At 50.7% G+C, this 12,440-nt stretch carries 12 protein-coding genes; 4 read left to right on the plus strand and 8 right to left on the minus strand.

The annotated features are described in order from the left end of the window. Window positions 1-192: 192 nt before the first annotated feature. The gene (locus IX31_RS08160) at window positions 193-1,749 is read right to left on the minus strand and encodes a hypothetical protein (RefSeq protein ID WP_034456920.1); all 1,557 of its coding nucleotides are present in this window, start codon (window positions 1,747-1,749) and stop codon (window positions 193-195) included. A 60-nt stretch (window positions 1,750-1,809) separates the two neighbouring features. Here IX31_RS08160 and IX31_RS08165 point away from each other — a divergent pair, with 60 nt between their 5' ends. Further along, window positions 1,810-3,105, plus strand: a complete 1,296-nt coding sequence (locus tag IX31_RS08165) for a Gfo/Idh/MocA family protein (protein ID WP_034457265.1) — start codon at window positions 1,810-1,812, stop codon at window positions 3,103-3,105. A gap of 93 nt (window positions 3,106-3,198) precedes the next feature. Here IX31_RS08165 and IX31_RS08170 read toward each other — a convergent pair whose 3' ends face one another. Together IX31_RS08170 and IX31_RS08175 are read right to left on the minus strand one after the other, a co-directional pair. Continuing rightward, complete coding sequence (locus IX31_RS08170) at window positions 3,199-3,888, minus strand: LrgB family protein (RefSeq protein ID WP_034456922.1); 690 nt, start codon at window positions 3,886-3,888, stop codon at window positions 3,199-3,201. Then, window positions 3,881-4,306 carry a CidA/LrgA family protein gene (locus IX31_RS08175; RefSeq protein WP_034456924.1) on the minus strand — a complete coding sequence of 142 codons (426 nt, stop codon included), beginning with the start codon at window positions 4,304-4,306 and terminating at the stop codon, window positions 3,881-3,883. Before IX31_RS08175 ends, IX31_RS08170 begins: the two co-directional genes overlap by 8 nt. Window positions 4,307-4,408: 102 nt before the next feature. On the opposite strand from IX31_RS08175, the gene IX31_RS08180 reads away from it, so the two are divergent. Further along, a complete protein-coding gene (locus tag IX31_RS08180; RefSeq protein ID WP_034456925.1) occupies window positions 4,409-5,299 on the plus strand; it encodes a LysR family transcriptional regulator in 891 nt (296 codons plus the stop codon). Between the two features lie 47 nt (window positions 5,300-5,346). On the opposite strand, the gene IX31_RS08185 is transcribed toward IX31_RS08180, so the two are convergent. The 4 genes from IX31_RS08185 to soxR form a co-directional block, all read right to left on the minus strand. Beyond that, window positions 5,347-6,993, minus strand: coding sequence for a Na+/H+ antiporter (locus IX31_RS08185; protein ID WP_034456926.1), 1,647 nt, complete (start codon window positions 6,991-6,993; stop codon window positions 5,347-5,349). 254 nt (window positions 6,994-7,247) lie between these two features. Then, window positions 7,248-8,597, minus strand: a complete 1,350-nt coding sequence (locus tag IX31_RS08190; protein ID WP_034456927.1) for an NCS2 family permease — start codon at window positions 8,595-8,597, stop codon at window positions 7,248-7,250. Between the two features lie 411 nt (window positions 8,598-9,008). Then, the gene (locus IX31_RS08195; RefSeq protein ID WP_034456928.1) at window positions 9,009-9,671 is read right to left on the minus strand and encodes a glutathione S-transferase family protein; all 663 of its coding nucleotides are present in this window, start codon (window positions 9,669-9,671) and stop codon (window positions 9,009-9,011) included. Between the two features lie 295 nt (window positions 9,672-9,966). Then, entirely contained in the window at window positions 9,967-10,425 is a 459-nt protein-coding gene (gene soxR / locus IX31_RS08200) for a redox-sensitive transcriptional activator SoxR (protein ID WP_034456929.1), read from the minus strand. Between the two features lie 85 nt (window positions 10,426-10,510). On the opposite strand from soxR, the gene soxS reads away from it, so the two are divergent. Together soxS and IX31_RS08210 are read left to right on the plus strand one after the other, a co-directional pair. Continuing rightward, the gene (soxS, locus tag IX31_RS08205; protein ID WP_034456930.1) at window positions 10,511-10,834 is read left to right on the plus strand and encodes a superoxide response transcriptional regulator SoxS; all 324 of its coding nucleotides are present in this window, start codon (window positions 10,511-10,513) and stop codon (window positions 10,832-10,834) included. A 236-nt stretch (window positions 10,835-11,070) separates the two neighbouring features. Continuing rightward, window positions 11,071-11,352 (plus strand): YjcB family protein, encoded by a 282-nt coding sequence (locus IX31_RS08210; RefSeq protein WP_034456932.1) that lies wholly within the window; start codon window positions 11,071-11,073, stop codon window positions 11,350-11,352. A 57-nt stretch (window positions 11,353-11,409) separates the two neighbouring features. Here the strand turns inward: IX31_RS08210 and IX31_RS08215 are convergent, their stop codons facing one another. Then, window positions 11,410-12,435 carry a LacI family DNA-binding transcriptional regulator gene (locus IX31_RS08215; protein ID WP_051880618.1) on the minus strand — a complete coding sequence of 342 codons (1,026 nt, stop codon included), beginning with the start codon at window positions 12,433-12,435 and terminating at the stop codon, window positions 11,410-11,412. Between the last annotated feature and the right edge of the window lie 5 nt (window positions 12,436-12,440).

The raw sequence follows: 12,440 nt of genomic DNA on the forward strand, positions 1-12,440 counted from the left end.
TTAGCGCGATCAACTTCGCACTTTTCCCTGAACCACACGCAGCCCTTCACACTTTTCCCCCCGCGCTACGTGATGTGAATCACAGAGAATTTCGCCATTCTGCGAGCGAGATCGCGAGTTTTAGCATTTGTGGGTTTCGCACCGTTTTACTCACCCACGCCCGCACGACAACCACATTCCACCTTCTTATGATTATCCCAGCAGACTTAAGGCGAACCCGCGCAGCCGTTCGGCGTTCAATAAAACAGAAACATAGTTCGGGCTGCCAGGCGGCGGCGCATCAGCCCAACGCTCAAGCGTATCGGCAAAGCGCAGTAATTTTTCACGGTGATGCATAGCCGTTTTCGTCACCTGCGCGGCATCGACGTAGTGTTCGGCCATTTGCAGGTCCCTTACTGCAAAAGCGACTTGTGAGAAGAGCTGGCCGTACATTTCAGCGTTGCGCCATGCGGCTTCGAGGCGCTCAAGAGTTTCGTTGTGGCAGGTGATGCGCAGTTCGCGGAGCTGTTGTAACGCTGCGGTGGCAATGAAGTGGGCACTCTCTTTTTCAAGCCCGATGAGCTGGCGCTGTTCGGCACCAAGCGCGGGATCATCGGTTGGGAATAACGGCTGAAAAGCCTGCGCCCAGTTGGCGCTGCGAATGTCCGTGTGCAGCAGTTGTTGGGCCTGAGCGTAGCTTTCCGGGATCTGGCTTTGGTAGTGCATGCGCCGCCCTAAAAGATTCGGCGTTTTGCACAACCAGTCGTGGCTGGAAGCGTACAAAGCGCTAAAACGTTGGCGATCGGATTTGCTGCGAAAGCCGAGGTTTTGCTGCTCGATCCAGGTGTCGATAACAGATGAAGGCTCGGTGTTATTGGCGTGGCTCAGGCCAATAAGATTGATGGCGTTGGCGGAATCCGTGGTTAAGCCATCCGGAAGCCATTGCCACGAAACGCGCGACGTGATGGTTTCAATATTGTGGTCGGCAAGGCTTGTCGCCCAACTGAGGCGGCCCTGGATTTCATCGGCCAGATAACATGGCAGGATCGTCCAGCCGTAGCCGGTGCCCCAGAGATCGTATTCGATCCACTTTTTACGTCCGCTGAGCGAAACAATATTGGGATGATTGGCAAAGCCGGGATGGTAATCCAGCTCCGTGGCTTTGATGGACGCCCGAACATCGTCCGGTAAGCCAGATAACACGCGGGAAAGCTGCTGGCGAGGCCAGCTGGTATCAATGAAATCACGCAGCACCAGTTTTTTGCCCTGGGCGCGCAACTGGCTCCAGACGTGGTGCAGGCTTTGCTGCCAGCCGTCTGTCTGAAATTGCGGCGTGGTCAGGCTTAATATCAGGCCGCCGAGGTGCGGTAATAATGGCAGTAGCTGGGACAATATCGACGAATAAAATTGTTGCCAGAAATCCGGCGTGCTGCGCTCATCAAAAGAAAACTCGGGGAATTTACGTCTGATGATGTCATCGGTCGGTGCGGCTTCGCCTTGTAGCCAGAAGCTGAGGTTATTTTCCTGCAAATAAACGCTGACTTTTTTTAAATATTGCAGGGCATTTTTTTGTTGGTGAATAAGGTTTTCAACATCATGCCGGTAACTAAGTGGCGATGGAATGGCGAGCAGCGAAAGTAATTCCTGCTGGTGAAGAATAATACCGGTAAAGCCGTGACCTTTAGCGGTATTAACACAAGAAATAAACCACGGCCAGTGCCAGATAAACGGGCTGTTTAATTCTATTAATTGATGCGGAACCAGTTTCATCAGCATTACCGGAAATAACGAATTTCTCAAAAATACCATGACTTCATGAATGAGGACATTATGAAAAAATATGCATTAGTAGGCACCGGTGGCCGCGCCGGATTATATATCGAGGCCATCAGCGGAAAATGGAAAGACAATGCGCAACTGGTCGCATTTTGCGATACCAACCAGACGCGTATGAATTACGCCAATAAGCTTTTAAGAAACGCAGGCGCTGCGTCAGTTTCCACCTGGAAAGCGGCTGATTTCGAAACCATGATTCGCGAAACGCGCCCGGATATTATTATCGTCACCACCATGGACCGCACCCATGATGATTACATTGTGCGTGCCCTACATGCCGGTTGCGATGTGATCACCGAAAAGCCGATGACCATCGACGAACAACGCGCTTTGCGCATTCTCAATGCCATTGAAGAGACGGGCCGCCAGGTGCGTGTCGCATTCAATTACCGCTACGCGCCGCACCACAGCAAAATCCGCGAATTGCTGATGAATGACACCATCGGCGAGGTGTTCTCAGTGCATTTTGAATGGCTGCTCAATACCGAACATGGCGCGGATTATTTCCGTCGCTGGCACCGCGAAAAACGCAACAGCGGCGGCCTGCTGGTGCATAAATCCACCCACCATTTTGACCTGATGAACTTCTGGCTGGGGAGTTATCCGGAACGCGTTTATGCGGAAGGCGGCTTGCGTTTTTACGGTAAAGAAAACGCAGAAAAGCGAGGTATCTCGCAATTTTACCCTCGCGCCCATGGGTTTGCGGCCGCCAAAGACGACACCTTTGCGCTGCATATGGAAGAGAACGCCCAGCTCAAAGCGTTGTATCTGGATGCCGAACACGAAGATAACTATTACCGCGATCAGAGTGTTTTCAGCGACGGAATTACTATCGAGGACACGCTGTCGCTGCTGGTGAAATACCAGAACCAGGTGCAGATGACCTATTCACTGAACGCCTATTTGCCATGGGAAGGATTGAACGTGGTGTTCAACGGCAGCCGTGGGCGGCTGGAGATGAAACTGGTCGAAATGTCTTACGTGAATGCGGGCGGCGAACGCGAAAACGAAGGTAGCCTGGAGAGCTGCGATATCACCGTGTTCCCAATGTTTGCCGCACCGTATAAAACCGATTTCAATATTGGTGCAGGCGGCCATGGCGGAGGTGATAACGCGATGCTGGCTGATTTATTTGGCGAGCCAAATAACGACCCATTAAAACGCGCCGCCGATCACCGTGCTGGGGCAATGTCTATTTTGACCGGCATCGCCGGGAATATTTCAATGCAGCAGCAGCGCCCGGTGCAGTTTAAAGAGTTTGAACTGGTGTCGCGGTTAAAAAGTAAGTAAGCACTTACTGGGTTGATGGGGATCGAGAGATGTGTCGGATGACGCTGCGCTTATCCGACCTACAAATCCTTTGACGCTCGGCTAAACCGTCTGTCAAAACATCAGCCAACCAACCAATGGTGCAACCAACACCATCACCACACCGGAAAACATCATCACCAAACTGGCAACCACACCTTCCTGCGGGCCAAGTTCGTAGGAACGTGCGGTGCCAGCGCCGTGAGACGCAGCACCGAAACCCGCGCCTTTCGCCATTCCTTCGCGAATCGCGAGGCGCAAAAACAGCACATCACCTACGGCCATGCCAAATACGCCCGTCACGACCACAAATAACGCCACCAACTCCGGCTGCCCGCCAAGTGGTTTGGCTGCGGCTAATGCAAAGGGTGTGGTAATCGAACGTACCGCCAGGCTGCGTTGAATTTCATCAGGCAACGTAAACAAACGCGCCAGCCAAACCGAACTGGTTACCGCAACAACGGTGGCGGTGATAACCCCCGCCGAAAGTGACATCCAATGGCGTTTTATAACGTTCAGATTGTCATAAACCGGCACAGCAAAGGCGATAGTCGCCGGACCAAGCAGCCACAGTAACCAGTGCGCTTCCCCCATATAATTTTGATAAGAGATATGACCAAAAACTAACATCATCACCAGCAATACCGGCGTTAAAATCAGCGGCATCAGAGGCAATTTTCGAAAGCGGCGATAGAGTTTTTTATTGGCAAAATAGAGCCCAAGAGTAATAACCAGGCACAGAAGGCTCAGATGAAAGTTACTCACCGCGAGCCTGCCTGCGAGCCATTCGCGCCAGCTCATAACGATAAACTTTATCCACCACCAGCGCAGTAGCACCCAGTACCAGTGAAGTGCTGATAGCAATCACAATGAAGATACGCCAGCCATCTACCATCAGTAATTCGGCATAGTTCACCACCGCGACCACGGCGGGAACAAAGAACAGCAACATTTCAGCTAATAACCAGCGGGAACCCGCACGAACCCATTTCAACGGGATCACTCGGCAGACAATCAACGCCAGCAACAGCACCATTCCCACAAGGTTTGCCGGGAGCGGTAAATGCCACCAGTCGACCAACTGCTGGGCGAGAATGAACAATCCCGCGTAAAGGGCAACTTGTATCGGAACCTGAATGCGGCGAAAAAGAACAGGCGTAAAACCACGTAACGCCAGGGCCATGAGAGTGGAACTCCAAGAAATGTGAGGTGGCAATTATAGTTAGCTCACGTCATGGGTTGAAATGAATTAAAATCATCACAGGTATAGTCAACGGGAATAGTTATGGACATCAGGACGCTACGTTATTTTGTTGAAGTGGTTCGCCAGCAAAGTTTTACCCGTGCGGCTCAAAAGATGTTCGTCACCCAGCCGACTATAAGCAAGATGCTGCGTAACCTCGAAGATGAGTTGGGTTGCACTCTACTCATTCGTGATGGCCGCAAACTATTACTGACGGATACCGGTGAAGTGGTTTATCAGCGAGGATTAACCATTTTGGCAGAATTTCGCCAGCTGGAAGCCGAACTTGGTGATATCAACCATCTTAACAAAGGCGTGTTGCGCCTCGGTATTCCACCGATGGTCGGCACAATGATGGCCGGGCCAATTAGCCTGTATCGCCAGCGCTACCCTGGCGTTGAATTGAAGATTTCTGAATTTGGCGGTTTGACGGTGCAGCAGGCCGTGCTGAATGGCGAACTGGATTTAGCCATGACCGCGTTGCCTTTTGAAGATGAGCACCATACTTTCTGCTCGTTACCTCTGCTGCACAATCCGCTGTGTGTTCTGGTTCCGCGCTCTGGCCCGTGGACAACACGAGAAAGCATCGACCCGATTGAGCTAGCCGCCCATCCTCTGCTTATCTACAACGAAGATTTCGCGTTAAGCCGTCAGTTAATTCAGCTCTTCCAGGAGCATGGGTTTACACCGCGTATTGCGGTACGTAGCGGTCAGTGGGATTTTCTGGCCGCAATGGTGCAGGCGGGCGTGGGGATTGCGATTCTGCCGGAGATTATTTGCCAAAAACTGGATAAAAACACGCTGATGTGGCTGCCGTTAAACAGCGATTTAACGTGGCAGTTGGCGATGATTTGGCGCGATGGGGTTTATATTTCACAAAGTGCACAGGCATGGATTACCTGCTGTAAGGAGTTTTGGCCGGTCAGTTCATAAGGCCTCATCCCAATCCTCTCCCCCAGAAGAGGGAGAGGATTAGTCGATTACTGCTGTTCGACCAGCAACGCTTCAAGCAAATCAAGATCGTGCAGCAGCTTCATCAGTGTTTCATTGCTGATTTTTTGTATGGCACGCAGATGGTACAACTCGGCACGTTCAGAGCGTAGTGCTGCCAGGCGGAAACGGCGCTCAAGGTTCTCTTCAAGCTCGCTGCTCTCCACGTCATTGCGCCCGTCTGCTCTGCGGCGCAAATTCCCGATAACCCGCGAACTGACCTCTTTTAGCAGCTGGTCATCAATGTTTTCATTGACGTCAGATTGCAGCCGCTCCTCCATTTTCTGAATCGCGACAATCGCCACTTCAGCCGTTGCCGCACGCGCGGTACGCTCTTCCTGCCGCGCCACAGATTTGTCAGGAACTTCCACATTACGCAGCAAAATAGGCAGCATAATTACCCCGGCAAACAGCGAGAACAGAATCACGCCTGCCGACAGGAAAATTAATTCGTATCGTGCCGGGAACGGTGAACCATCACCCAGAAGCAACGGAATGGAAAGGACACCCGCAAGCGTAATCGCACCACGCACACCGGCAAATGATGCAATACACAATTCACGTGTTGAGTAGTTACCGAACTCCAGAGGACGCTTTTTCATAAAGCGCAGGCTAATGCGTTTCATGGTCCACAGCCATAAGAAACGCACACCGATCAGAGCAAAATAGATAAGCCCAACATCAACAAATAACATCCAAAGTTCGACGTTCGGATCGGCATTTGCCGCTGCAATGGAGGTTTTCATGATACCCGGCAGTTGCAGCCCCAAGAGTAAGAACACCATGCCGTTGAACACAAATTCAAGCATCGCCCAGACGCTATTCGCACGCAGGCGCATTGCCAGTGGTGCGCTGCGCAACACGCCTGAACGGGTGATAGTCATACCCGCAGCAACCGCCGCGAGAATGCCAGAAACGCCGATGTGTTCGGCAATCAGGTAAGATGCGAACGGCAACAGCAGAAGCAGCAGGATTTGTGTTGCAGGCTCGTCACCGCTCCAGCGGCTCATCAGACGCAGTGATTTACCGTACAGCCAGCTAACTGCAATCCCGGCCAGCAGACCACCAATCGCCACTTTGAAGAACTCGAGCGTGGCACCGCCGACGGTAAACACCATCGTCCCCACTGCCACGGCAACCGCCATTTTCAACGATACCAGGCCGGAGGCATCGTTCATCAGCGCTTCGCCCTGCAAAATCCCCATAATTTTCTTGGGAATACGCCCTTCTCCGACAATACCGGAGAGCGCCACGGCATCCGTCGGTGAGAGAACAGCAGCCAGCGCAAACGCTGGGATCAGCGGAATGCCTGGCACCAGGAAATAAATCAGGAAGCCAATGCCGACCACGGTAACCAGCACCAGAACCAGCGCAAGGCCAATGATTTCCCGTCCGTGGTTGAGAAACTCGTGCGTCGGCGTTTTCCAGCCATCTGCAAAGAGCAATGGCGGAATAAACAGCACCAGGAACAGTTCCGGGTTGAAGTCGACATGCAAACCAAAGTGCGGCCAGGCAAGCACAGCGCCTATCGCGATTTGCATTAACGGAAGCGGGATCTGGAACGGGAGCATGCGCGTTGCCACGCCAGAAAGAGAAACCACAAGGGTCATGATGAGAATAGTAAAGAAAATTTCCATGCTTTCCTTGAGAACGGTGTGTCGTGAAACCCTTTTTGCAGGATGTTATTTTACCTGATAGTAAAACAACTTTTTACACCGGAAGGAAACAGGAAAAGACTTGATTGGAATGAGTCAGAAATACTTGCGCTCATTTAATCAAAATAATTCACGTCGCAGCAAGGCGGCAAAAGAACTCCCCCCAGGAGCTTACATTAGTAAGTGACTGGGGTGAGTGAGTGCAGCCAACACAGCTGCAACGTGAAGTATGAAGATTAAATAGCCCAGCCGCCGGCGTAGAAGGCAACTAACGCAATGGCAATCACTACCGTTCCGATATTCAGCTTACGCCACTCACCAGAGACGATACGGCCAATCACCAGAGTTGCGAAACCAATCATGATGCCGGTAACGATGTTACAGGTCAGCACGATAAATACCGCAGTAATCAGGCCCGCCATGGCATCAACAAAATCTTCAAAATCGATTTTGCCCACGTTGCTCAGCATCAGCAAACCAACATACATCAGCGCCGGAGCGGTAGCGTATGCAGGAACCAGATAAGAGAGCGGTGAGAGGAACAGAATCAGCAGGAACAGCACACCAACGGTGATTGCCGTCAGGCCGGTTTTACCACCTGCAGCAGTACCTGCCGCAGATTCGATGTAAACCGCAGCAGGAGCCGCACCCACCAGGCCTGAGAACACGGAGCTCAGGGAGTCGGTAGTCAGCGCTTTGCCGCCATCGATGATTTGACCGTCTTTATCCAGCAGATTTGCCTGCCCTGCAACGGCGCGGATGGTGCCGGTTGCATCGAATACGGCAGTCATTACCAGCGCCAGAACGCTTGGCAACACCACTGGGTTCAACGCGCCCATGATATCCAGGCTGCCAATCAGTGAATTACCCGCTTCATCTTTCAGCGAAGGCATAGCAAAAATGCCAGAGAAATGAACATTTGGGTCGAAGATCAGGCCAAAAATAGAAATACCGATGATGGTCAGCAGAATGCCGCCAGGGACTTTCAGTTTTTCCAGACCGATGATCACCGCAAGGCCAATCAGCGACATAATAACCGGGAAGCTGTCGAAATGACCGAGCGCAACTGGCAAGCCATCAAGTGGGTTTTTGATTACCAGGCCGACACCGTTGGCAGCAATCAGCAGCAGGAACAGACCGATACCGATACCCGTACCGTGCGCAACACCCATCGGCAAGTTACGCAAAATCCAGCTACGAATGCCGGTTGCAGAGATGATAGTGAACAGCACACCCATCAGGAACACAGCACCTAACGCAACAGGTACGCTGATGTGTTGGCCGAGCACCAGGCTGAATGCGGTAAACGCAGTCAGTGAAATGGCACAACCGATTGCCAGCGGCAGGTTCGCCCAAAGGCCCATGACGAGAGAGCCAACACCGGCTACCAGGCAAGTCGCCACAAAGACCGCCGCAGGAGGGAAACCTGCTTTACCGAGCATGCCCGGTACAACGATCACGGAGTACACCATCGCGAGGAAGGTCGTTAAACCCGCCACAACTTCCTGGCGAACGGTACTACCACGTGCAGATATTTTGAACCAGGCGTCAATGCCGCTGGTTGCACGCGGAGAATGATTAGACATAGTGAAAAATCCCCTGAGATTTTTATGATTACGTTGGTATGCGTGGTGGACAATCCACTGCTAATTAAACGTTCATACCCTTCATTTTTCGGGTTACGGACTTTTCCGGTAACGCGAATAAGTTGAGTAGATCCCTATACTGCGTTTGTGACAAATAAGGGCGTCACAAAAAAAGCAAACGTTTAACTCCGCGCATACAAACTAGGTGTCAAAATTAAGGCAAACGATTATCCGGCCTTCTTACATGGATTTTCAACCGAACTTTGCCGCTTTTTGTCGAAAACAGCATTGGCCGGTCAAAATATCGCCACCTCGTGCGCAAACGTTATCGTCGATGCGCAATTTAGCAACAATGATGCAAGATACTGGTTATATATTTTCCTGACTCATAGGATTTTTCGATAACTGGACTTATGGTATTTCAAATGGTCCACCTTGCTGAATTGCTCGCTGCCAGGCCGGACGCATTTGCACTTTACCGTACCAATTTTGCAGATTCGGTAAGTCGTTAATGCCACCACGCGAGAGCAACGCGATCACCGGGAAACTCATCTGAATATCTGCGGCGCTAAACGCCTGCCCGGCAAACCACGGATTTTGTTGCAGCGAATCTTCGAGGTAACGCGCATGGGTCATAATCTGTTTATTGAGATAAGCTTTTTGCACACCCTGCCCTAACACCTTCCCCACTGGGCGCAATAGCCACGGAACTGGCGCTTTCCCGAGACTACCGAACACCAGTTTCATCATTAATAACGGCATTAACGATCCCTCGGCGTAATGCAGCCAAAAACGATAACGGAGTTTGTCTTCGCTGCTGATCGGTTTGAGGCGGCTTTCGGCGTCATAGGTTTCTTGCAGGTATTCAATGATTGCCCCCGACTCGGCGAGGATATTGCCATTATCTTCCACCACCGGTGACTTCCCTAATGGGTGCACGGCTTTTAATGAAGCGGGGGCCAGCATAGTTGGTTCGCGCTCGTAGCGAACAATCTGGTAAGGCACCTGTAGCTCTTCAAGCATCCATAAAATGCGTTGCGAGCGGGAGTTATTGAGGTGATGGACGATAAGCATAAGGTAACCTTTTGTTTAGCAAGATGAGTTAACTATAGGTAAATGTGCAAAGAGTGAAGCATTAAAATTGTTCAAAAAACATGCAATACCACCTTGAAACCTGGCCGAGCAGAACTACAATTAAATTGTCAGCGCAATCCGGAACCTCCTGAGAATGTGTGATTGAGGGACGCTGATGTCGGGGGAAACCCTCCTTGCGAAAAGCGGGATAGATCGAAAGACAAAGACCGGGAATAAACTAAAGCGCCGAAGTTGGGCGCTTTAGTTTTGCCTGCTATTTTGCCTGCTATTAAGGTTAATCATCTTCCAGTAAACGAGCACCCGTCCCCTCTTCACCGAGTTTATCGCCTGGGTTTCGCAGCGGGCAGTCAGCACCCGATAGACAACCGCAGCCGATACAACCGTCCAGTTCGTCACGAAGTGCCGTCAGCGTATGAATGCGCCGGTCCAGTTCCTCGCGCCATTGCGACGACATTTTTTTCCAGTCGTTCTTATTGATTTTGTGTCCATCGGGCAGCACGCCAAACTCTTCACCAATGGTCGACAGCGGAATGCCAATACGCTGCGCAATTTTAATAATGGCTACATTTCGCAGCACATCACGCGTGTAACGACGCTGGTTTCCGCTATTTCTTCTGCTTTTGATAAGACCTTTGCTCTCGTAGAAGTGCAAAGCCGAAACGGCCACGCCGCTACGCTTCGCCACTTCGCCAGGACTGAGTAAGGGTTTAAAGCGCGGTAATTTCTTTTCCATAATGCTCTTTACCTCAAGTTAACTTGAGGAATTATACTCGCTGCCATTAGAACCAGCTAATTGAAATCGAGCTTGAGGATCGCTTATGGCACATCAGGACATTATTAAAACTTTGACTGAATGGATTGACGATCACATTGATCAACCGTTGAACATTGATGTTGTGGCAAAAAAATCAGGCTATTCAAAATGGTATCTTCAGCGGATGTTCCGCACGGTGAAACGCCAGACACTGGGTGAATACATTCGGCAGCGTCGCCTGTTGATGGCGGCCAAAGAGTTACGCAATACGCAGCGCCCGATCTTTGATATTGCGATGGACTATGGCTATGTCTCTCAACAGACATTTTCGCGTGTTTTCCGCCGCGAGTTCGACCGTACACCAACCGACTATCGCCACCACGCCTGAAGCTATTTGTGGAAGAATTGTTACCTGACAGCCCGATAAAATGGGTCAGAAAATGCGCCGCAGAACTGGCGATTAAAAGAACAAGTGTGATATAGTTCACAAATCCTGTGAGACAGGATTCTTCTTACATTTTCTGTACCCACTCATTCCCCTGACGGTCCCTGAGCTGTATTTGCCGCGCCTTGTGTCGCGCGTAACCGTTGAGCGTGATGAGTTATGCTTAAGGAACAGTTTTCATGGCGGCAATTACTACCAGCGTTTTACTTATGCGCTGGCCTTTAGTCAGTGCGGTTTTGATGTTTTTAGCCAGCACATTGAACATCCAGTTTCGCAAATCCGACTACGCATTTTTAGCGCTGGTGAGCAGTGGTCTGGGTATCGCTGCATCTTTGTGGTTTGCAACGGGTCTGTTAGGGCTGACTCTGGCCGATTTCCCAGTAATTTGGGCATCGTTCAAAGACATCATGATTGAGATATCAAGCCATGCGCCGCCAGAATGGCCGATGGTGTTGACCTGATGGGTCTGATTTGAATTGATAACGGCCTCATTGCGAGGCCGTTTTTGTTTGTATCGGTTAGCTTTTGCCGTCGCGGGCATCCACCGTACTTTGCCTGAATATCAGCTCAGCTTTGGCTCTACTCCCCGTCGGTTCATCGTGGTTGGCAATTTTTTCCAGCATGAGTTGGCAGGCTTCTTGCGCAAGCCGTTTCTCATTTTGCCGCATCGACCAAATATTGTTGGCGAGGAAACTCAGCATAATATTGTCATCAAAAGTGCCAATATTAATTTCATGAGGAATATAGCCATACCGCTCACGCAACACGCCTAATGCCCCTTGCAAAATAGGCAATGATGACGCAATGAAATGTTGCGGCCAGGTATGATGGGTGTCGATGTAGTCCGTCATCATTTTTTCCCCATCGCTCAACTGGTTGTGCCCAGCGCTACTGATATGCGCGGGCGTCCACTCGATGCCGTGCTGTTCCATCGCTGCGCGATATCCAGTCAAACGGTCAATTATCGAAGGGGAATCAGGGTCGCCCACAAAGAATTGAATCGGCGCATGAATATGGTTCAGCATTGCGTCAGTCAGCCTAAAACCGCTATCAACGTTATCCGTTACCACGCAGCATGTACCTTCCACACCAAAATCCCGATCAAGAAACACCATCGGTTTCAGACAGTTTTTCAAGTAATGCGCCTGGCTTGCCGCGTTTGTCGACACGACAAAAATTCCATCAACGTTGCGATTTTCCAACGATTTCACCAACAGATTTTCATAAGCAGCATCGTTGTTGGTGCAACTTATCATCAACTGATAACCCTGTTCGCGGCAGCGAGCCTCCAATAATTCAGCCAGCGCGGAAAAGAAGGGGTTCGATAAGCGTGGTATCACCAGACCAAAGGTATCGGTCTTATTCAACTTCAAACTACGTGCAGCAAGATTGATGGTATAGCTATGTTTTTTAACGTAGCTATTAATCCTTTCCTGGGTCTTTTCGCTAATGCGATATTTCTGCGCGTTGCCATTCAACACCGCGCGAACCGTTGTGATGGAGACGCCAAGCTCCATGGCGATTTGCTCAATTGTCTTTGCCAATCTAA

Source organism: Buttiauxella noackiae, assembly GCF_000737905.1.
Taxonomy (GTDB): Bacteria; Pseudomonadota; Gammaproteobacteria; order Enterobacterales; family Enterobacteriaceae; genus Buttiauxella; species Buttiauxella noackiae.